The organism is Vibrio sp. ER1A (genome assembly GCF_000733315.1).
In the GTDB taxonomy this organism is placed as follows: domain Bacteria; phylum Pseudomonadota; class Gammaproteobacteria; order Enterobacterales; family Vibrionaceae; genus Vibrio; species Vibrio mediterranei.
Map to the genome: position 1 here is coordinate 11,934 of NZ_JPJA01000084.1, position 21,754 is coordinate 33,687.

General features: G+C 43.1%; 23 protein-coding genes and 2 tRNA genes. 12 read left to right on the top strand and 13 right to left on the bottom strand.

The genetic code is table 11. The features are described 5' to 3' along the window. Positions 1-13 precede the first annotated feature (13 nt). On the top strand, positions 14-523 hold the full coding sequence (gene crr / locus HW45_RS04950) for a PTS glucose transporter subunit IIA (RefSeq protein WP_031494205.1): 510 nt from the start codon (positions 14-16) through the stop codon (positions 521-523). A 98-nt stretch (positions 524-621) separates the two neighbouring features. On the opposite strand, the gene yfcE is transcribed toward crr, so the two are convergent. The 5 genes from yfcE to HW45_RS04975 all read right to left on the bottom strand — a co-directional run bounded on the left by yfcE (position 622) and on the right by HW45_RS04975 (position 3,511). After that, a complete protein-coding gene (yfcE, locus tag HW45_RS04955) occupies positions 622-1,167 on the bottom strand; it encodes a phosphodiesterase (protein WP_038225350.1) in 546 nt (181 codons plus the stop codon). Between the two features lie 62 nt (positions 1,168-1,229). After that, positions 1,230-1,634 carry a CBS domain-containing protein gene (locus tag HW45_RS04960; RefSeq protein ID WP_038225351.1) on the bottom strand — a complete coding sequence of 135 codons (405 nt, stop codon included), beginning with the start codon at positions 1,632-1,634 and terminating at the stop codon, positions 1,230-1,232. Beyond that, on the bottom strand, positions 1,631-1,981 hold the full coding sequence (locus HW45_RS04965; protein ID WP_038225352.1) for a P-II family nitrogen regulator: 351 nt from the start codon (positions 1,979-1,981) through the stop codon (positions 1,631-1,633). Before HW45_RS04965 ends, HW45_RS04960 begins: the two co-directional genes overlap by 4 nt. Continuing rightward, complete coding sequence (locus tag HW45_RS04970) at positions 1,971-2,780, bottom strand: DUF1538 domain-containing protein (RefSeq protein WP_038225353.1); 810 nt, start codon at positions 2,778-2,780, stop codon at positions 1,971-1,973. Before HW45_RS04970 ends, HW45_RS04965 begins: the two co-directional genes overlap by 11 nt. Next, on the bottom strand, positions 2,777-3,511 hold the full coding sequence (locus tag HW45_RS04975; protein WP_038225354.1) for a DUF1538 domain-containing protein: 735 nt from the start codon (positions 3,509-3,511) through the stop codon (positions 2,777-2,779). Before HW45_RS04975 ends, HW45_RS04970 begins: the two co-directional genes overlap by 4 nt. Before the next feature lie 234 nt (positions 3,512-3,745). Between HW45_RS04975 and HW45_RS04980 the strand changes: the two genes are divergently transcribed. The 5 genes from HW45_RS04980 (at position 3,746) to HW45_RS05000 (ending at position 8,389) form a co-directional block, all read left to right on the top strand. Then, positions 3,746-4,660, top strand: a complete 915-nt coding sequence (locus tag HW45_RS04980) for a TIGR01777 family oxidoreductase (RefSeq protein WP_038225355.1) — start codon at positions 3,746-3,748, stop codon at positions 4,658-4,660. 63 nt (positions 4,661-4,723) lie between these two features. After that, the gene (locus HW45_RS04985) at positions 4,724-5,551 is read left to right on the top strand and encodes an SDR family oxidoreductase (protein ID WP_038225356.1); all 828 of its coding nucleotides are present in this window, start codon (positions 4,724-4,726) and stop codon (positions 5,549-5,551) included. Positions 5,552-5,927: 376 nt separating this feature from the next. Continuing rightward, a complete protein-coding gene (locus tag HW45_RS04990) occupies positions 5,928-6,782 on the top strand; it encodes a co-chaperone YbbN (RefSeq protein WP_038225357.1) in 855 nt (284 codons plus the stop codon). A 222-nt stretch (positions 6,783-7,004) separates the two neighbouring features. Continuing rightward, positions 7,005-7,940 (top strand): SPFH domain-containing protein, encoded by a 936-nt coding sequence (locus HW45_RS04995; protein WP_006075698.1) that lies wholly within the window; start codon positions 7,005-7,007, stop codon positions 7,938-7,940. Further along, complete coding sequence (locus HW45_RS05000; protein ID WP_171391198.1) at positions 7,937-8,389, top strand: NfeD family protein; 453 nt, start codon at positions 7,937-7,939, stop codon at positions 8,387-8,389. The genes HW45_RS04995 and HW45_RS05000 overlap by 4 nt, the downstream gene beginning before the upstream one ends. 60 nt (positions 8,390-8,449) lie before the next feature. Here the strand turns inward: HW45_RS05000 and HW45_RS05005 are convergent, their stop codons facing one another. Continuing rightward, positions 8,450-9,643, bottom strand: a complete 1,194-nt coding sequence (locus tag HW45_RS05005; protein ID WP_038225358.1) for a DEAD/DEAH box helicase — start codon at positions 9,641-9,643, stop codon at positions 8,450-8,452. Positions 9,644-9,746: 103 nt separating this feature from the next. Beyond that, positions 9,747-9,823: transfer RNA gene (locus tag HW45_RS05010), tRNA-Arg, on the bottom strand. Between the two features lie 847 nt (positions 9,824-10,670). Between HW45_RS05010 and HW45_RS05020 the strand changes: the two genes are divergently transcribed. After that, positions 10,671-11,855 carry a helix-turn-helix transcriptional regulator gene (locus HW45_RS05020; protein ID WP_038225361.1) on the top strand — a complete coding sequence of 395 codons (1,185 nt, stop codon included), beginning with the start codon at positions 10,671-10,673 and terminating at the stop codon, positions 11,853-11,855. A gap of 91 nt (positions 11,856-11,946) precedes the next feature. On the opposite strand, the gene HW45_RS05025 is transcribed toward HW45_RS05020, so the two are convergent. Continuing rightward, complete coding sequence (locus HW45_RS05025; protein WP_038225362.1) at positions 11,947-14,187, bottom strand: hypothetical protein; 2,241 nt, start codon at positions 14,185-14,187, stop codon at positions 11,947-11,949. Positions 14,188-14,509: 322 nt separating this feature from the next. Here HW45_RS05025 and HW45_RS05030 point away from each other — a divergent pair, with 322 nt between their 5' ends. Next, a complete protein-coding gene (locus HW45_RS05030) occupies positions 14,510-15,676 on the top strand; it encodes a helix-turn-helix transcriptional regulator (protein WP_038225363.1) in 1,167 nt (388 codons plus the stop codon). Positions 15,677-15,721: 45 nt separating this feature from the next. On the opposite strand, the gene HW45_RS05035 is transcribed toward HW45_RS05030, so the two are convergent. Continuing rightward, a tRNA-Arg gene (locus HW45_RS05035) sits at positions 15,722-15,798 on the bottom strand. A gap of 205 nt (positions 15,799-16,003) precedes the next feature. Here HW45_RS05035 and folD point away from each other — a divergent pair. Beyond that, a complete protein-coding gene (gene folD, locus HW45_RS05040; RefSeq protein ID WP_038225364.1) occupies positions 16,004-16,867 on the top strand; it encodes a bifunctional methylenetetrahydrofolate dehydrogenase/methenyltetrahydrofolate cyclohydrolase FolD in 864 nt (287 codons plus the stop codon). Positions 16,868-16,922: 55 nt separating this feature from the next. On the opposite strand, the gene HW45_RS05045 is transcribed toward folD, so the two are convergent. After that, entirely contained in the window at positions 16,923-17,900 is a 978-nt protein-coding gene (locus tag HW45_RS05045) for a lytic murein transglycosylase (protein ID WP_031494242.1), read from the bottom strand. A gap of 24 nt (positions 17,901-17,924) precedes the next feature. Further along, on the bottom strand, positions 17,925-18,200 hold the full coding sequence (locus tag HW45_RS05050) for a YcgL domain-containing protein (protein ID WP_006075752.1): 276 nt from the start codon (positions 18,198-18,200) through the stop codon (positions 17,925-17,927). Positions 18,201-18,380: 180 nt separating this feature from the next. Here HW45_RS05050 and minC point away from each other — a divergent pair, with 180 nt between their 5' ends. Genes minC through minE form a run of 3 tightly spaced genes read left to right on the top strand, consistent with a single transcriptional unit; the run spans position 18,381 to position 20,144 of the window. Further along, positions 18,381-19,043 (top strand): septum site-determining protein MinC, encoded by a 663-nt coding sequence (minC, locus tag HW45_RS05055; protein ID WP_038225365.1) that lies wholly within the window; start codon positions 18,381-18,383, stop codon positions 19,041-19,043. A 21-nt stretch (positions 19,044-19,064) separates the two neighbouring features. Continuing rightward, the gene (gene minD, locus HW45_RS05060; RefSeq protein WP_038225367.1) at positions 19,065-19,877 is read left to right on the top strand and encodes a septum site-determining protein MinD; all 813 of its coding nucleotides are present in this window, start codon (positions 19,065-19,067) and stop codon (positions 19,875-19,877) included. 3 nt (positions 19,878-19,880) lie between these two features. Further along, on the top strand, positions 19,881-20,144 hold the full coding sequence (gene minE / locus HW45_RS05065) for a cell division topological specificity factor MinE (RefSeq protein WP_031494240.1): 264 nt from the start codon (positions 19,881-19,883) through the stop codon (positions 20,142-20,144). A 45-nt stretch (positions 20,145-20,189) separates the two neighbouring features. On the opposite strand, the gene rnd is transcribed toward minE, so the two are convergent. Then, the gene (gene rnd, locus HW45_RS05070) at positions 20,190-21,308 is read right to left on the bottom strand and encodes a ribonuclease D (RefSeq protein WP_038225368.1); all 1,119 of its coding nucleotides are present in this window, start codon (positions 21,306-21,308) and stop codon (positions 20,190-20,192) included. 74 nt (positions 21,309-21,382) lie between these two features. Further along, positions 21,383-21,754: AMP-binding enzyme (locus HW45_RS05075; RefSeq protein ID WP_038225369.1), on the bottom strand; the 372-nt coding region annotated here is incomplete at its 5' end.

A 21,754-nucleotide genomic window follows, 5' to 3' on the forward strand; every position in this document is an offset into this window, starting at 1 on the left:
TTAGGAGCACAACATGGGTCTGTTTGACAAACTGAAGAAGCTAGTATCTGACGACAGCGCTGACACTGGTGCAATCGAAATTATCGCACCTCTTTCTGGTGAAATTGTAAACATCGAAGATGTGCCAGATGTCGTATTTGCTGAGAAAATCGTTGGTGACGGTATTGCAATCAAGCCAGCTGGTGACAAGATGGTAGCTCCTGTTAACGGTACTATCGGTAAGATCTTTGAGACGAACCACGCGTTCTCTATCGAATCTGACGACGGCATCGAGCTATTTGTTCACTTCGGTATCGACACTGTTGAACTGAAAGGTGAAGGCTTCAAGCGTATCGCTGAAGAAGGCCAATCAGTAAAAGCAGGTGACACTATCATCGAATTCGACCTAGCACTTCTAGAAGAGAAAGCTAAGTCAACGCTAACTCCTGTTGTTATCTCTAACATGGACGAAATCAAAGAGCTGAACAAGCTTGCTGGTTCTGTAACTGTTGGTGAAACGCCAGTACTACGCGTAACTAAGTAATTAGTTAATCTCGACGTAGAAAAAACGCAGCCTTGGCTGCGTTTTTTTATGTCTGCGACTTATCTGAACAATTTAATTGCCTTGTTATCTACTCACCTTTATAGCGAGATTGATGCAAGAGCATCTCCAGCAAATGTTTTAACGCTGAGAGTATTGTCTTCAAGCAATCCATAACTCGCAGCATAACCATCTCGTGGGAATGTGATAGAGCCTGGATTGAAGATAATTTGCTCTCCTTGCCATTCGGCTACTGGTATATGTGTATGTCCATGAGCAATCACGTCTCCTTGCTTTAACGCAGGTCGTTTATCTGTGTTATAAAGATGCCCATGAGTTAAGAATAATCGCTGTCCACTTGCCAACATTACCCATGCATAGTCACTCATCATAGGAAAGTCTAATAGCATCTGGTCGACTTCACTATCGCAATTGCCTCGTACCGCAATAATACTGCTGCGGAGCTCATTAAGCCGTTGCGCTACTTTAGGTGGGTTATAGCTCTCTGGTACTGGATTTCTCGGCCCGTGGTTAAGCACATCACCTAAAATTACTAAATGCTCCGCGCCTGAGCGATGATATTCTGCTAGAACCTGTTCAGTGGCATCAAGACTGCCATGCAAATCAGAAGCAAAAAATAGTTTCACTGGTTTATCTCCACCATTACTAATGGAGGTATTGTAACTCAGCTAAACCTAGTTCGCCCGTTTCATTCCTCTTTAGCCATACCATTCACAACAATGTTATTGTAACTAACCATACCAATCACCTTACCGTGTTCAATGACAGGTGCACGACTAATCCCAAACCGCTCGAATAAGCGAGCGCAATATTTCACATTCATATTAGGATCAACAGACAGTGCGGGCTTAGTCATAATCTCATAGATGTTTGTTCGCTCGGCTGAGCGGTTTTTCGCCAACACCTTTTTGGCAATATCATTCATCAATACGATACCGTATTCATCATCATCATGACGCTTTTCGACAACCAGTGCTTTTACCTGATGCTCACGAGCCAAAACGATGCCCTCATGCACTGTCTTTAATCCATCCACCATCACATAACTGTTTGCCATGACATCACGTACACAGACTTTTTCATGTCGGCTCATAGCTCATCCTCTACCACTTTGGTTAATGTCTCGACTTGGTGAGCGACACCTACCGCATCTTCTATATCGATCTGCACCGCAATCCCCTGTCCCGAAGTTTGGTCAAACTCTCCGACCTGATTAATGGTCTCTAATATCTGCCGCGATAAGTGCTCTTCTACGACAAACAGCAGCACATCTTTTTGAACCTCTAAGGTAAGTCCAAAGAAGGTTCGCTTTTTATTAAGCCCTTCCCCTCTCGCGTTATTAATTACCGTTGCTCCTGTGGCTCCCGCTGTACGAGCCGCATCAAGAACGGAGTCTGTTTTACTGTCTTCAACAAATGCCAGAATGAGCTTAAAGCGCATTGTTCTTCTCCTTTGAAGCTAGATCGCGATGCTTTGAACGTTGACTCAAAAATTGAATCAACTGTGCATACGCCATCACGGAAATAATAGGAAATAAGCTAGCAAACGCGATCAAACCAAACCCATCAATCATAGGGTTTCGTCCTGGTACGGTGGAAGCTAGCCCTAACCCCAACGCCGTCACCAAAGGGACCGTGACCGTTGAGGTCGTCACCCCGCCAGAATCATAAGCTAACGGAATAATAAATTTGGGAGCAAAATAGGTTTGAATCACCACCAAGATGTAGCCTGCGATGATGTAATAGTGAATGGGGTCTCCGACAACAATACGATAGCTGCCAAGGGAGATACCAACAGCCACCCCCAGCGCCACTGCGATTCTTAACCCATTTACTGAAATCGAACCAGCAGAAACTTGATTCGCTTTGATAGCAACCGCCAATAACGATGGTTCAGCAATCGTGGTACTAAACCCTATACAGAAAGCAAACAGGTAAACCCAATAATAGTCGATCCACTCCAGTGACTGGCCTACCGTCACCTTAAATTCTTGCAAGAATTCAGGTGCCGTTAACTGCATCGCCATGGTTTCACCTAACGGGAACAGAGCAAGTTCTAATCCCACTAAAAACAAACTAAGCCCGAGAATCACATAGCCAAAGCCAAGTAGAACTTTTAACGGGTTAGTAATTGGCTTCTTCAAGATGGCAAACTGAAATCCGAAAATGATCACCATGATCGGTGTAACGTCACGAATCGTGAGCAACAGTGTGGTGAGAAAATCCAAGATGATAGTCATACTGCAATCATCCCGTAAACCATAACGAACATCATTGGTAACAGCGACGCAAAGGCAATGAGACCAAAACCATCCAGCATCGGGTTACGCCCCTTAATGGTGCTGGCTAACCCTACACCCAACGCGGTGACTAATGGTACTGTTATTGTTGATGTCGTTACACCACCTGAGTCGTAAGCCACACCGATAATGTACTCCGGTGCGAACCCTGTCAGTATCACGACACCGACATAACCGCCAATAATCATCCACTGGATAGGCCAACCTTTAAGTATGCGCAGCACACCCAATACAATGGCAAGCCCAACTGAAATGGCAACGGCCAAGCGCAAGCCATCCGCATAGTCTTGCATAGCCTCTTCCGTCATCGGAATTTTCCCCCCTTCCGCCGCCACTTCAGCTGCTTCAGCAGATACCGCTGTTAGCGCAGGCTCGGCAATGGTAGTCCCAAAGCCTAGACAGAACGAAAACACCATCAACCAGAAGACGCTGCCCTTTCGTGCAAACGACTGAGCCATGGACTCACCGATGGGAAATAACCCCATTTCTAACCCAAATACAAAAAAGGTCAGCCCTAGGACCACAAGCAATAGGCCAAATAAGATAGAGAGAACATTAGGAAGCGGCTCTTGCAGTACGACCAATTGGAAAAACAGCACGACCAAAACGATGGGCAGTAGATCTTTGAAACTACTGGCCATTGAATGAAGAAGCGCTTTCAATCCTTGCATCGCTTTCCTCCGCTTCCATACGATAGTTTTATGATGGCACACATTAAATGTAAGAAGATGTGACAGTAATGGCAATATTGCGCAATGCACACGCCAATCCACAAGACTGTGACTAGTACAACATGTGCTACACCCACAACAACGTTAGTTAATCCTCTGATTCATTGCTATATTTACTTATTCAGCAACTGAGTCATATCGGTAAGTTGTCAATTACTGAGGAGAAGGACAGAGATGAATTTGCTTGTAACAGGTGGCACAGGGTTTATTGGGCGAGAGTTACTGAAACACCTAACCACCTACTCCATCACTCTGCTGACCCGTGATGAACAGACAGCAAGAAAAACGCTACATCACACTGACTGTGGCAATATTCACTATGTCGATTCATTAGATAGCTTTAACGACCTCAATGCGTTTGATGCCGTCATAAATCTCGCTGGAGAACCTATTGCAGATAAACGTTGGAGTGAAGCTCAAAAAAAACGTATTTGTGACAGCCGCTGGAAGATCACTGAAACCCTTGTGGAGCTGATTCACGCCAGTACTGAACCTCCTGCAATTTTTATTAGTGGCTCAGCCGTTGGTTATTACGGAGATCAACAAGATCACCCTTTCGACGAAAGTCTGCATGTCAATCAGGATACCTTTGCTCACAACGTCTGTGAACGTTGGGAACACATCGCCTTGCGAGCACAGTCCGACCAAACAAGAGTGTGTCTATTACGTACTGGTGTTGTGCTTGGCGAAGGTGGCGGAGCATTAGCTAAGATGCTGCTGCCCTATAAGTTGGGGCTCGGCGGACCGATTGGTAACGGAAAACAATATATTCCTTGGATACATATACTAGATATGGTGCGCGCGATTGTTTGTTTGCTGGAAACTGAACACGCTAGCGGGCCATATAATTTCTGTGCACCTCATGCCGTCACCAACGCAGTTTTCAGTAAAACACTGGCAAGTTCGTTGGGCCGCCCTCATTTTTTATTTACTCCTAAATGGGCGATTAAACTCGCTATGGGAGAGTCTTCAAGCTTACTTCTTGACAGCACGAGAGCAAAACCTAAAAAGCTCACAGAGATCGGCTTTAACTTCTCCTTCCCTCACATCGACTCAGCGCTGAAAAACATCGTCGCAAACTCGCGCTAGACCTCGTCTACCATTAGCGTTAACCTTAACTGAAAGGAAATAAATCATAGGGTTAGCGCAAACATGGGAAAGGCCATTCTTATCACAGGGTGTTCAACAGGTATCGGCTACGTCGCAGCACATGAGTTGCAAAATAAAGGCTACAAGGTCATTGCGTCGTGCCGCGATCCAAAAGATGTGGATAGGCTCAACCAAGAAGGGCTGACTTGTATTCAACTCGATCTGACCGATAGCAAGAGCATTAAGTTGGGAGTTCAAAAAGCACTCGCTTTGTGTGAGGGGAGCCTTTATGCCTTGTTTAACAATGGTGCCTACGGCCAACCAGGAGCCCTAGAAGACCTGCCAACCGATGCACTAAGAGAACAATTTGAGGCAAACTTCTTTGGTTGGCATGAGCTGACGAAACAAGTACTACCGGTAATGCGAAAACAAGGCGACGGTCGTATTATTCAAAACAGCTCTGTCCTCGGGTTTGCTGCGATGAAATACCGTGGAGCATATAATGCTTCTAAGTTTGCCCTCGAGGGATGGACCGACACTCTCAGACTTGAGTTATACCAAACGAACATTAAAGTATCACTCATAGAACCAGGGCCTATTGAGACACAATTTAGAGCCAATGCCAAGGCCGCGTTTTTAAAATGGATTAATATTGATGCCAGCGTACATAAAACGCATTACCAGCAACAGCTAAGCCGATTATCAGCGGAAGGCTCCAATAATCAATTCGTACTGCCGCCGGAATCTTGCATTGTGCCGCTGTTACATGCCCTCGAGTCAGACAACCCTAAGTTACGCTATCGAGTCACCACACCAACGAAGGTATTTGCCGTACTAAAACGTCTGCTTCCAAGCAAATGGTTAGATCCTATTTTGCGAAAAGCCGCATAAAAAATGATCATTTGTAATTTTAGTGTCACATATGAAGGATATATTGCTCAACGTAGTTAAATATAAGAGACGAAACCATACCCTACACAAGTTGGAATCATCTCTCTAACACCTTGCTCACAGCGATATCAATTTGGAATTCTAAAAATGACGCTAAATCAGCTAAACTGGCTGGCTGTGGGTGTAACACTTGCATACTTTGTAATGTTTTAAACACCTTCGCTTGCTGCATTTCTGAAATCCATAAACGCCGCGCTTCATAGTGCGGCGTTTTGGCATCTAAATTCTGTAATCTCTTCGACAAACCTTGATTTTTGGTTCACCAATACCAATCTTGAAAAGAGAACAATGCGAATCACTTAATAAGGATAATTCAATGCAACCAGCGTACATTGTTGATTTAAATGAGCAAAATTTCCGCGAAGTCCTCGAAGGCTCAATGACAGCTCCTGTGCTGATCCACTTTTGGGCACCTATGAGTGAAGAAAGCGCTCAGTTAATTCCTGCTTTAAAGGCATTAACAGAACAATACGCCGGCGCCTATACACTGGCATTGCTGAATTGTGAAGAGCAACAAGCGATTGCTGGACAATTCGGTGTTCAAGCACTTCCTACGATTGCGTTATTCGTGAATGGCCAACCTGTAGACGGACTAGGTGGTCCACAACCAATTGAAGCGGTCAAAGCTATGCTGACCAAACATCTTCCAAGTGAAGATGAACTTAACGCTCGCAAAGCGCTAGAGTTATCACAACAAGGTGAGTTTGAAGCTGCTATTTCTGCATTTGGGACTCTTTCCGAAGAGTATCAAAATAAAGGTGAAATCAAATTGGCAGTTGCCAATTGCTTGCTTGAAACCAATCAATTTGAACGTGCAGAACAAGTACTCAACACTATTCCAATGGAATACAAAGACAACCACTATAAGAGCTTAGTGGCGAAATTAGAACTGCACAAACAGGCAGCTGATAGCCCTGAGATTCAATCTTTAGAAGCGGCATTACAAGCAAACCCTGAGGATCTTAAACTGGTCGCAGAACTTGGTCTTCAATACCACCAAGTGAATCGTGATGAAGAAGCACTTGCTCTGATATGGACGCCTCTGAGCCGTAATTTGAATGCGCTTGATGGAGACCTGAAAAAAGCCTTTATGGATATCTTGTCTGCGCTAGGTCAAGGTAACCCTATCGCCGCGAAGTATCGCCGTCAGTTGTATTCTCTGCTCTACTAATAACTTAGTCACACTCTATTCTAAGGGAAGCACAGGCTTCCCTTTTTTCATATTAGGTTAATCTATTTCATTGAACCGCCTTTCCTAGCTATCGGTAATCAATTTAACTCCATGATAAATTTAATGATTACTCGTCGAAAAAATACATACCTTTACACAGTATTGTCTTAACAACGCTGTATACTGTTTAGGATTGTACATTTTTAATACAAGGATAGACTCATGGATATTGATGCAATGGTCACCATAGGTGGTTTCATTCTGGTCGCAATTGTTTTTATTGTGGCCGGGGTCAAAACGGTACCACAAGCCAACAACTGGACCGTAGAAAGATTTGGTCGCTATACCCATACGCTTAGACCTGGGCTGAACTTGATTATCCCTTTCATTGATTCTATTGGCAGTAAAATCAATATGATGGAAAGAGTTCTTGATATTCCGCCACAAGAAGTCATTTCCAAAGATAATGCCAACGTAGTCATTGATGCAGTCTGTTTTGTCCAAGTTATCGACGCGGCAAAAGCTGCGTATGAAGTGAACGATCTTGAGCATGCTATTCGCAACCTGACATTGACCAATATGCGTACCGTGCTTGGCTCGATGGAGTTGGATGAAATGTTGAGCCAACGTGACTCTATCAATACCAAACTGCTTGCGATTGTCGATGAAGCAACTAATGCGTGGGGCGTTAAAGTGACTCGTATTGAGATCCGCGACGTACAGCCACCGGCAGACCTAACTGCAGCGATGAATGCTCAGATGAAAGCAGAACGTAACAAACGTGCTGACATCTTAGAAGCCGAAGGTGTGCGACAAGCAGAGATCCTTAAGGCCGAGGGTCATAAGCAATCTGAAATCCTCAAAGCCGAAGGTGAGAAACAGGCTGCTATACTTCAAGCAGAAGCACGTGAGCGTGCCGCAGAAGCGGAAGCTAAAGCAACTGAGATGGTTTCAACTGCCATTGCACAGGGCGACATGCAAGCAGTGAATTACTTTATTGCTCAAGGCTATACTGAGGCTTTGAAATCGATTGGTCAGGCGGAGAATGGTAAAATTATCATGTTGCCGATAGAAGCAACTGGACTCATGGGGTCTGTAGCTGGTATTGCAGAGATGTTTAATCAGTCAAAGCCTCAACAAAAGAAGGATAACGCGTGATAGAACTGCTTAGCCAAGTCAATTACTGGCACTGGTTGGCTCTAGGATTATTACTGCTGTGTGGCGAGTTACTCGGTACCGCTGGCTACATGTTGTGGATTGGCATCGCAGCCATGTTGGTGGGTATTGTGCTCGCCTTTATTCCTATCAGTTGGCAACTGCAATGGATTAGCTTTGGGGTGTTTGCGTTGGCATTGACTTGGCTATGGTGGCGTAAACAACATCGAGTTGATAAGCAATCAGATAAGCAGCGAAGCCTAAATCAGAAAGACAAACAGCTCATAGGTCAAACTTCAGTACTGGAACAAGACATCACCAGAGGTAAATGTCGAATCAAACTGGGCGATACTTCTTGGTCCGCATACTCTGACTCCGACTTACCTAGTGGTACCTTGGTCAAAGTGATAGATGTCGATGGGATAACCTTACTGATTGAGAAAGCAGAATAAAACAAAAATAGACACCTCAAGTAGGTGTCTATTTTATTTCATTGGTATGTCTATGCAGAATTAGCGTTCTTCTCCACGCTTATGCTTAGGTACATAATTGAGGATAGAAATCGGCACCGGTTTTCTCGGTACAAAGCCTTCAATTTCAACTCGCTCAAGCAAATGGCCTAATCGGCTTTCTATCATACACAGGTTTTTGAAGTTATCTTTTGATACTAACGATACCGCCTCGCCCGCAGCATCAGCACGACCCGTACGCCCTATTCGGTGAACATACTCATCCGCTGGATACGGTAAGTCGTAGTTAATCACCACTGGCAGGTTTTCAATATCAATACCACGCGCAGCAACACCAGTTGCCACCATATATTGAATTTCACCGGCTTTGAATGACTCAATAAGTTGCTCACGAACTTTTTGGTTACGACCACTATGGAACGCCTCAGCAGCAATGCCACGCTTTTCTAATTGGCTGACAAGCTTAGCTGCACCATGCTTGGTTTCAATAAAAATAAGCGCTTGTTTCCATTGACTCTGTTGCAATAGATGACTTAAAAGCGAGGATTTCATGTCCTTATCGACAGTGACGATCCACTGCTTAATATTGCTCTTAGAAGCACTGTGCTTGGTGATAGCAATTTCTTCTGGGTTGTCTATCGCAGACTTAGCAAGATCGCGGACAGGGTTAGACAATGTCGCTGAAAATAACAAACTTTGAGCGTCTTCTGGTACACGAGCAATAATCTTGTTGATCGCTTCGATAAAGCCCATATCCAGCATTTTGTCAGCTTCATCCAACACCAAAGTCTCAACTTCATCAAAGTGAATCGCACGCTGACCGTATAGGTCTATCAAACGACCTGGAGTTGCTACAACAATATCCACACCATCAATTAAAGCTTGCTTCTGTGGTGCGTAATCAACGCCACCAAACATTGCCATAGATTTTATTGACGTAAACTGTGCATAAGCTTCAATGCTCTGGTTCACCTGCAGAGCCAGCTCACGAGTTGGCGTTAAGATGATCGCACGTGCACGCTTTTTACGTTCAGTTTGACCTGTACTAAGTCTCTCTAAAATAGGCAAAACAAAACTGGCTGTTTTACCCGTTCCGGTTTGCGCCGCAGCGATAAGATTACTGCCTTTCAAAACAATAGGAATCGCCTTAGTCTGAATCGTTGTTGGTTTTTGATAACCAACCTCGTTAATAGCATCAAGTAATGGTTGGCTTAACCCTAGTTTAGAAAAGGACATGGTGAACTCTCTTGAAGGTGAAATTGCAGATAGTGTAGCAGACATACGTCCATAAAACGCAAAACCCCTGACAACTCAGAGAGCTATCAGGGGTCTTAAATAATGGCACGCCCTGTAGGATTCGAACCTACGACCACATCCTTAGAAGGGACGTGCTCTATCCAGCTGAGCTAAGGGCGCTTCCTGACCTGACCATAGTCCAGGGCCGTGAATTGTAAAGGACTACGCCTGATAACTCAACCAGTCACTCTGTATATATTTACTAAAGCAATTTCTTGGCTGTTCCTATAATGCAGAGTTTCAAGTTACTCTAATTGATTAGCTTGGTCTTGAAATAACACAACCGAATACCATTTTCGAATAAAGGCTCAAGCAACATTTTTGAGATGACACAACGGTCATCAGATGTAATCAAACCCAGAGCAACCTCCGAGTGAGGATAGCAATTTCTTAGTTCAACGATTCTTTGGGAAAGTGTCTCGTAGTCATCCGTTTGTTTTGCATGAAACATTTCTAGAAAGAATAAACGTCCAAAAGGTGTTAACCCAATTAATGAAGAGGGTAACCCCTTGCGATTCCGCTGTTCAAGTAATGTGTACTCTAAAGATTGCAATTCGTTTATGATCAAAACTGCAAAACGAAAATGATGTGTCAAAACCATCCATTAACCCTCCCTGCATCAGCTTTAGAAAGGTTACCAAAAATACTAACTTCGATTGACTCCCCTTGTTGGGGGGGAGGAAACTCATTAACGTTAGCATGTTCAAGTTAAACTATTGCATCAATCTTCGAATCATACGATAGCTCTATCTGGCTCGTTACAGTTCACAACTTCTCGATTTATGAAATAGATATCACATTTATAAATATAAATCTGATCAATAAGTCAGCAATTACCATTAATTCATATTAAACATATCTATAGTCACATTTATCAATTATTTAAATCAAATAGCGCTATGCACCTCTCAACACCAAGTTAGAGAAGCATGAAGATCCATTGGCTAGAATTAGAAACGGTAACACTATGACAAGGAAGATAGCAAAGGATTCCCTTTTTCGTTTCAGCGATTTAATCGATTTGCTTTACCAAGCACCGACTCACAAACAGGGTTTCCAACCTTTTTTAGACCAACTAGTCATCGAGTTCAATCTAGCGGATGCCGTATTCCATATACAAAACACGAGTAATCAAGCTATAGACAGTGCTTGGATTGCGGGACCAAAAACAGATGTTATCATCGAGTATATTGAGAACAATCTGGAAGAAGGGAACTATATTCATGACTATATTGACGTTGCACCTCCTAGCCGCTTCTATACCTTACTAAACGATATTGGTAGGCCAACGACAAATGCTCTTTCACCGAGCCAGAAGCTTGTGGAGCAATGGTTTGATGGCAATGATTTACTCGATGTTTCTTCAGCAAGAATAGGGAAAACTGAGAACAAAGAGGCTATGATCAGTATTCATCGAGATAATACTAGCCTAGCTTTCACTCCTGATGACATTCTCATCTTGAATGAGTTAATTCCCCATATACAGCGTGCATTTACGCTTTACCAACAATTCAAAGAAATTCGCAATGAGACGTCTAACCTTAGCAATCTCATTGCACAACTTCCTCATGGGGCTCTACTATATGACAGCAAGGGTGGACTTATTTGTGTCAATCAAAAAGCAATCCAGTTAGGAGAGTTACATGATTGCTTAGCAGTAACTGATAACAGTTTCTCAATCACTACCCCTATAGCTAAAGGCAACTATATTTCTAATCTATATCAGGTACTTAAAAGGAATGATGCAAAAAGCAAAGCATGCCGAGTCACTCATATCAACGATTCCCAATCTCCGCTGACAATTCTTCTTGTTCCAATTGGGATCGAAAATCCAGTTTCGACTCAAAGTTATGAATATCAAACCTTTAGCAATTACGAAATCGGTGCGATTGTTTACATCTACGACCGACAACACCCTATCCATGTCAACTCCGATTTTCTGAAAGCTATTTTTGATCTTACAGAAACAGAGACCTCTATTTGTGAACTAATAGCGCGAGGTTATAACCGCAACGAGATTGCGGAAATGTTGCAACGCTCTACTCATACAATTAAAGACCACATAAAATCTGTATTCGTCAAAACCGGAAGCCACTCCCAATCTGATTTAGTAGCAACCATACTTACCAGTCCAGTTTATCCCTCTATGTGATAGCGCAGGATTAAAGTAGAAACAACAAAGACAGGCGCTTGGCCTGTCTTTGTCTCGCATTTAATAGTATAAGAATGGCTATATTGAGCCACTAGTTAGTATTAGCTTCTATCGCTTTATCAAAGTCAATGTTAGTGATCTCGAATCGATTATCTGTTTTATAAGTTTTTGCGCTATCAAAAATTGAGACATCAACCGAATAACCTGTGACTTCAACTCCACGGTCTGCTTCAAACTTGCTGACTGCCTCTGTCAGTCTTTGCTTTCTGATTAGCGCTGTTGCTTCGCGCTGCTTTCCAAGACTTAGCAGGTAATTGCTTTGTTCTTCTCCATCTCTAGCGTAATCTACATTGAACTGGAATTCATAAATTAGAGAGCTATTGTCACCATCTGCTGTGTCGATCGATAGTTGATACCAATCCGCATTCAATTCCTTCGCCGTGAAACTATCAGCCGATAACTCTGGGAAACCTTTTGATTCGCCACCATAATAGTCGTAGCTATGAAAGGTATTGCCATTAACATCGGTAATTGAATAACGGTATGTCCCCTTAGCTAAAACTGCGCTAGACGTGTCTCCTTGAAAGAAAGCATCGAGAAAAATTACCGACTCATCTTTATCCAACTGATGCCATAGGTTATATCCATTTTGTTCAGCGTCTTCCTCGCTAGTTCCCAATTCTTCAAACACAGTATCGGAAATATTTGCACTTATTGTCTCTACATACGTTGACGAATTGCTATCAAAATGTTCAATCTTGAAGGAACTCACTTTCTTAGTTAACTGTGTCCCCTCCTCTTCTGCCGCTGGTTCTGCGTTAAACTGGTATATGTAACGCTGCTTAGCGCTATCACTAGGGACATTATAGGAGTTTCTGAAATAGGTACGAACAAAGCCTATATAAGAGGCGTCTGTTGACTCCGTTACCCCGGTCTTGAATAACTCTCTAGTAAAGTTGCTATCACGGTGATTCGAACCATCTGATGCTTTAACTAGTAACGAGGTCGCTGCCCTCATATCATCTAAATCGTCATATAAGATAATATTTCGGCCTTGTTCATTTCGACCTGTATAGACAATATTATCCTCTGTACCTAACAAAATCGCCTGATAGTAGAGCTCATCATCAGTAACTGGGAATGAGAGGAATGCATTATCGAAAGGCGTTTCTACCCAAGACATACCCGAGGCCAATAGTGCACTACTGTAATTCGTCAATACAGGCTGTATATAGTTGTCTTTAAACAACATCACACTGTTGCCTTCTCCGTCTGACAAAGTATACGTATATGTACCACTAACCAGACTATCTCCCGGCAATCGTTTTACAAATGCCACTTGTTGAGGGAAATCCAAGTCATCAGAGTGACTATCCACAGCTTCAAAAGAGTAGCTGTCACCACTATCATTTGTAACAACAATTGAGATGTTCTCGCTATAACTAGCTGTTGTCGTATTTAGTTTGACCGTCAAATAGTCTGTCTTATTTCCTTCGATATCAATGTATTGATATACTCCGCCACTTAATGCTGCAGGAAGTCCTTGTTCTGCTTCTATCTGCTCAACCTTTTCCGATGGAATGATGTCTTTAACCTCATTATTCCATTCTTGTGATTTTGATATAGCTACAGCATCGGCATCAAAGTCATTGCTATCAGCAAGCTCTGCTAAATCCGCGACAACGCTATGAACAGAGTCGACAGCAACTACTAGTTTAGTCCTATCAATTACGCCTGAGCTATCACCAGAATTGAATGTTGTTAAATGCTGACCCAGTTTACGAGCTACAAGTTGAGCCGTGTTATGAACCTTTTTATAACTACTACTGTCATTACCAGTTTGCGCAGCAATAAAGTCACTATATAAGTCCACATCATCTGATACTCCTAACTGCATTCGTAGCACTGATGCACTCGTTGCTAACGAGTCATCCGAGTAGTCCTTAGCAGACAGTGCTAACAAGGTAGTGATAGGACTAATAAACGCCTGCTTCCCTGGAGGGGAAACGAGTGTATAAGCATTTGGGACATAGTCGTTCGTATCTTGATCTGTAACATCAGGCGTAACGATCGCTATAATCGGATATTGACTCGCTTCATCCTCTGTGATGTTTAAAGAATACTGACCTTCACTATTTGACGTAGTTGTTGGTTCGTTATCATCACAAACCATGTTTGTGTTCTCATCAAGACAGATCGTAGCCCCCGAAAGGTATCCGTCAGCAACCCTCCCACTAACGCTGCTGGGTGTTATGTCACCTTCGCTGCTGTTATTGCACCCGATAAGCAGAGTCGTACTCATGGACAATGTGGCGATTATCGTTTTATTCATCTTGCCTTCCTTGACGTTGTTAGCCTTATGCAACCAACCTTTTATTATTTGCGGCAAAAGGGAGATACACATCCTTTCACAGAAATACATCATTTATTTAACATAGATTATCGCGTGAGACAGATTTTTCACCCCCCCCGAATAGGGGGGGGGAGAAATATCACTTATGAATAACTCACTTAGTAAGGTGACATATACAGTGGTAATTTCTATTTTATTAAACTCTATAATGTGAGTAAGTTCTATTTTTACCAACTAGAGCTATGGTTTATTTAACATTAACCTTTGAATATATAAATTAGCTTACGTGGTTTAATATTTGATGCAAAATGAAACAGCGAGACAATTTAAGAAATTGGTTAAGGCCCTATATTTGTCACCTACAAGTCCTGATGGATTTCAATGTTTTGTTGACTTTTTAAACTATGAGTTTAGAACCGTAAGTTTTGTTTTAAGTACCATACATAAACAGGAAAGTACAATTATTAGTAGTTGGAAAAGCGGGTCTAGAGCAGAGAACTTGCTCTCAGTTATCCAACATATTGTCAAGGACAAGGCTTGTGTGCGAGATAAGTTCTCCCAACTACCAAGCAATCGATTTTTTAGCTTAGTCGACAAGTATCAAGCTTTTTCAACCCAAAAAAAGAGTCTTTATCTGAATCCAATTACTGACTGGTATGACAAAACAGTAACCAATAATATTGCCACTATCATTTTCGGGTACGTCGGAGACCTGGCTATAACTTTAAGTTTCTACGCAGAGAACGAAGAAGGTATTAATAATTCTACAAGTAGAATTTTATTAGCCGAATTAATCCCTCATATTCAACAATCTTTTAAGATATATATAAGAATAAGCGAAAGATACAATTACACCAATATATATAAGAGCATTATTGATAAATCCTCACATGCTATCATTCTTTGCGATAAATTTGGAAATACGATATGTTCAAACTCCAAAGCTATCCAGTTAAGTCAGTGGCATGATTTAGTTACTATTAAAGACTACCATTTCCAAATCAACGACAATCAATTTTATAAAGAGTATTGTGCTCTCTATAAACGTATTGCTAGATTGGATAACGAAACAGACTTAAATTGCCATGCATTTGAGATAAATGATAGAAGTTCTACGGTTACGCTTATTTTAGTTCCAATAAATCGAGGAAAAGCAGATAAAGATCTGAATCACGAAGAAAAAAGCACTACGGCCAGCCTTGTTCCAAAAACCATCGTTTATATCTATGATCGAAGGCATCCTGTTACAATCAACACTAATTGTTTGAAGTCTATCTTTGACTTAACCGAGATGGAACGTAACATCTGCTGTTTGATACTTCGCGGATTATCTCGTAAAGAGATTGCATCTGTTTTGGAACGCTCAGAATACACTATCAAGGATCATATTAAGTCTATTTTCGTGAAAACCGATTCAAACACACAGTCAGAATTGCTATTGACGCTGCTAAATTGTCCGATACATTAAATCGTGTCGAGGAATGCTGGGAGTATAGGAAGAAAGAGAAAGAAATGGCACGCCCTGTAGGATTCGAACCTACGACCACATCCTTAGAAGGGACGTGCTCTATCCAGCTGAGCTAAGGGCGCGCTACAGGGAAAGGATTATACGAGATGAGAGAGGTAAATCAATGGCTTTCTTAGCGTTACTGGTTTAAATGCCCAAAAAAAAGTCAACATACCAATAAAAGCTGAAAAACAGACCAATGCAAACGTTTGCGTTGTAGCTTTTGAAATAATTTTCTGGGACAATGCACACAAAAATAACAGCCAGTTAACTTTCTCAAGGAAAATTATGTCTGCTCAAAACATTGACGGGAAACTTATTTCTCAAACCGTACGCTCTGAAGTAGCCGCTCGTGTTAAGGCTAGAACAGATGCAGGGCTAAGGGCACCGGGACTCGCGGTCGTCTTAGTAGGTGAAGATCCAGCGTCACAAGTTTATGTGGGTAGTAAGCGCCGTGCTTGTGAAGAAGTTGGTTTTGTTTCCAAGTCCTTCGACCTACCTGCAAATGCCAGTGAAGCGCAATTGCTAGCTCTGGTGGATGAATTAAACGAAGACCCAGAAGTCGATGGCATTTTGGTTCAGTTGCCTCTACCGGCTGGAATCGATACTACACACGTTTTGGAGCGTATTACTCCAGAAAAAGATGTTGATGGATTCCATCCATATAATGTCGGCCGTCTAGCGCAACGTATCCCCAAGCTACGCTCATGTACGCCTAAAGGCATTATTACGCTTCTAGACCGTTACAATATACCAACGAGAGGCAAGCACGCCGTTATCGTTGGTGCGTCTAACATTGTTGGTCGTCCAATGACATTAGAATTGCTACTTGCCGGGTGCACCACCACCACGTGTCATCGTTTCACCAAAGATCTTGAAAGCCATGTGCGTCAAGCTGATATCGTTGTCGTAGCCGTCGGTAAACCAAACTTTGTCCCAGGTAATTGGATCAAGAAAGGAGCTGTTGTTGTCGATGTAGGTATCAACCGCTTAGAGAACGGTACCTTGGTGGGTGACGTAGAATACGATGTGGCAAGAGAAAACGCTAGCTTCATTACCCCTGTCCCAGGTGGTGTCGGCCCTATGACGGTTGCCAGCTTGATTGAAAATACGATGATTGCCTGCGAACAGTTCCACACTGCAAAAAAATAATCGGTTGTTCAATTTCTAAAAAAGGACTGACGTCAGAGACGCCAGTCCTTTTTATTTAATCCATAGCAATACGATCTGCTAGATGACTCACGGCGAGGGCGAAGTAATATGAGCGATTCCACTTCATCAGGACATTGTAGTTGTTATATACCAAGTACACACGGCCATTTTCGTCATCGGGCATAATAAGCCATGCTTTGATATCTTCGTCCAACTGAGGCAATGGTCGACCATCGTAACGAGTGACACCGAGCTTACTCCACTCCTTAAGATACTTACCTTTTTCAGCTTCACGCCCTTGTAAATCGGGTGAAATACCATGTGGTACTTTGACCTGACGACCCCAGGTATATTTATCGTCCCAACCAGATTTCGCTAGGTAATTCGCGGTCGAAGCAAACACATCGGCTTCGCTATCCCAAATGTCTTTTTTCCCGTCGCCATTACCGTCAGCGGCAAAGTTCAAAAACGAACTTGGCATGAACTGGCTTTGACCCATTGCACCCGCCCATGAACCTTTCATATCATCGGGAGCAATATGCCCTTGTTGAAGAATCGTTAGTGCCGCTAGTGCTTCTTTACGGAAGAAGGCTTCACGGCGTCCTTCATAAGCTAACGTCGATAAGGCATCGATTACACGATAATTACCAGTAAAGCGTCCGAAATTACTTTCTACGCCCCAAAGCGCGACGATAAACCTTGGCTGAACACCGTATTCATCACCGATACGTTTTAGCTCAGCATAATACTTGTTGTGCAATTCTTTGGCCTGCTTCACTTTCCAATCAGGCACCGCTCTTGGAATATATTCGTCCAGCGTTAGCTTCTTTTCAGGTTGGTTACGGTCAGCAGTGACAGCTCTCGGCTTATACTCGACACCTTTAAATGCCTCTGTCAGAATTTGTTCAGAGATACCTTGTTGGCGAGCTTCCTCTTTAAGCCCAGCAACGTACTCTTCAAACGTTCCTTTCTCTTGCGCAAATGCGCTCGTGGCTAGGCTTGCTCCTAGCATAACTGACAATAATCTCTTCACCGTGCCCTCCCCTGAGCATCTAGGCTATTTTTGCTGAGCTTTTTGCTCTTTATATTTCTCTAATAGATTTTCTGGTGGCGGAGGTAGCTGTAAGAAAAAGCCCTCATTCTCAATAGAAGCTTTTACTTTCTCTACATCCACTTGAGCCAGTGTACGTTTTGCAAGGTTGACCACCATGACCATAGTTGGTTTTCCAAACATCTGCATCAGCGCATCTGGAACTGGTGAAAAGTCATCCTTCTTGGCGATGTATAGGTACGCCCCTTCCTTTTTCGTGCTTTTATAGATAGAACAAAGCATTGATATATCTCTTTTTGTCGCCAATCTTCTCATCCGGAAGAAAGTATTTGGTTAGTTTATGGAAAATTGAGAGTTAATTATCCATTTGAGCGCAAGATAGCTTGCTGTATGTAGTGTTGAAATATAACATGATTATCCTATTTAAAAAGCAATGTCATTGGCACAAGGATTTGATCAGCAATGTCTCAATCCCCAGATCTGAAAGGCAGTAGCTTCACCTTATCGGTGTTGCATCTTTCTGACAACGATGTTTCTAAAGCAGTTCATTTTTTGCAAGAAAAAGTCTCACAAGCACCGACATTTTTTGCATCGGCTCCTGTGGTTCTAAACATCAGTAAAGTTGACGGCGATATCAACTTCCTAGACCTAAAACTTGGCGTAGAAGAGCTTGGTATGATCCCAGTAGGTATCACCGGTTGCCAAGATAAGCGCACTCAAAATCTCGCCATTGAAGCTGGCTTTGCTGTAATGACCGCAAGTAAAGCCCCTTCTCAAGCACCCGCGAAGATGGAACCGACTATGATAGTCCGAACCCCAGTGCGTTCCGGCCAACAAATCTATGCAAAAAACAGAGACCTTGTGGTGTTAAATCATGTGAGTGCAGGTGCTGAAGTAATAGCTGACGGTACCATCCATATCCATGGCACGCTTAGAGGACGCGCGATTGCCGGAGCTAGTGGCTCCAGTGAAGCTAAGATCCTATGTAACGACTTAAAAGCTGAGCTGGTTTCTATCGCAGGAAATTACTGGCTCAGTGATCAAATTGAACGTGAATATTGGGGCAAAAAGGTAATGTTTGGTATGACCAACGACCAACTCGATTTCGAAATCCTCACGATATAATAATTTTAAGGAAAACAGATAATGGCACGCATTATTGTTGTAACGTCAGGTAAAGGCGGCGTTGGCAAAACCACTTCCAGTGCAGCAATCGCTTCTGGCCTTGCCCTTAAAGGCAAGAAAACCGCAGTCATCGACTTTGATATCGGTTTGCGTAACCTAGACTTGATCATGGGCTGTGAACGTCGCGTCGTTTACGACTTTGTTAACGTGATCAACGGTGAAGCGACACTAAACCAATCACTCATCAAAGATAAGCGTTCTGACAACCTGTTCATCCTGCCTGCATCACAAACTCGCGATAAAGACGCACTGACTAAAGAAGGCGTTCGTCGAGTGTTAGATGACCTCGATGAAATGGGCTTTGACTTTGTTATCTGTGACTCACCGGCAGGTATCGAGCAAGGCGCATTAATGGCGCTGTATTTTGCGGATGAAGCCATTGTTACCACAAACCCAGAAGTTTCTTCAGTACGTGACTCTGACCGTATCCTTGGTATCTTGGACTCTAAATCACGTCGAGCAGAAGAGAGCTTGGAGCCAGTTAAGCAACATCTACTGCTGACACGCTATAACCCAGCTCGTGTGACACAAGGTGAAATGCTGTCTGTCGAAGATGTGGAGGAGATTCTGCACATCTCTCTACTTGGAGTGATTCCAGAAAGCCAAGCGGTTCTTAATGCTTCGAACAAAGGCGTCCCTGTCATTTTTGACGATGAATCAGATGCAGGTCTTGCTTACGCAGATACAGTAAATCGCCTACTTGGTGAACAAGTTGATTTCCGCTTCTTAACGGAGCAGAAGAAAGGCATCTTCAAACGTCTATTCGGGGGTTAATTCATGTCATTACTCGAGTTTTTCCGCCCGCAAAAAAAGAGCTCAGCAAACTTAGCGAAAGAGCGCCTGCAAATTATCGTCGCAGAGCGTCGCAGTGAAGGTTCACCTTCGCCATCGTATCTGCCGCAGTTGAAAGAAGACATTCTTAAAGTTATCGCCAAATACGTTGAAGTTGATCCATCCATGGTGGACTTGTCGTTTGAGCACAAAGACGATGACATCTCGGTGCTTGAACTAAACGTTCAGCTACCAGAAGATGAAAAGTGAGTGAATAACGAATAGAAAAATGGCCCGCAACTGCGAGCCATTTTTTTAATCCATAACTTTATCTAAGTTTTGACCGAACAACTCCAGTCGCCACCCTTGCATCACATCTGGCAATCTTGCCGGATCTCGGTCGTACTTCCATATCCATGAAAGGTATTGATTAAGTTGCTTTTTAGATGCTAAAAACTCAGTTGCCAAGCCACTGTGCTGCGCCGCTTTTTTCACTTCATCTTTGAGCTTCTTAAAGACCTGTTTGTAACCCGGAAAATCCATTAGGCGCTCGATTTTATCTGGGTACTCTTCTTCTGGTGTTTGTTGGGCGCGTTTGACAATAGCAGCGATGCGCTCACCATGACGACGAATTGCACGTGGATCCACGCCCTCTTCTTCCATCTGCTTAGGCTTCTTAAGCGCAAAACGCGCAATACTCCACAGCTCTTGCTCTTTGATGACGAAGTTTAGTGCAAGGTCACGCTTGAGTGCTTCATTCATTCGCCACGTGGCTAAAGGTTTGAGGATGGCCAATTGCTTGCGCTTCAATTGCCAAGCACCTTTAATGTCGAGGTAAGCACTGTCTGGATTTGGCGTTTTACCACGTTTTTGCATTAACAAGTCAGATTCTTGCTGTGCGGCATCCCACCAACCCTTTGCTTCCACTTGAGCAAACAGTTTGAAATACAGAGGCCATAGGTAATAAACATCAGCCGCCGCATAATCCAGTTGCTTATCTGTCAGTGGACGCGCAACCCAATCAGCCCGGGATTCACTCTTATCGAGCTCTACACCAAGGTATTCGTCAACCAATGCGGCAAACCCCGTCGATAGTCCATGACCTAAGAAGGCTGCCATGATTTGCGTATCGACCATTGGGAATGGCATGCATCCGAAACTGTTGACGAACACTTCCAAATCTTCTCCGCAGGCATGGAGGACTTTAAGTACCGAGGCGTCTTGAAGCAGTTCAATAAAAGGGGTGAAATCACTAATAGTCAACGGATCGATAAGTGACAGCTGCTCACCATCGTATAGCTGGATGAGACCCAGTTTAGGGTAGAAGGTACGGATACGTACAAACTCGGTATCCAACATGACTACATCGGATTCACGAGCCTTGTTACATACCGACTCTAGTTCGGCCAACTCGGTTACTATTTGATATTCCACTCAGTCTCTCTTAAAAAAACAATGCCAGCTTTGAGGGCTGGCATTCTAGCATTGATTGTAATTAAAGGTTAACGTTAAACCGTTTTTTCTGAGGTTTTGGTCAACTTGGCGTCGTTCTCTTCACGAAGTACACGGCGCAAAATCTTACCCACATTAGTCTTTGGCAAGTCCTCTCTAAACTCCACGCGCTTAGGAATCTTATAGCCTGTTAAGTGCTTACGACAGTGTTCAATGATCTCTTCTTTAGTTAATGAAGAGTCTTTCTTAACTACAAACACTTTCACAATCTCACCGGATGCTTCGTTGGCCTCACCGATTGCCGCCACTTCAAGCACCTTATCATTCAATGCAATCACATCTTCGATCTCGTTTGGATAAACGTTAAAACCAGAGACCAAAATCATGTCTTTCTTACGGTCAACGATAGGCTTTGTTGCCGAATTCAG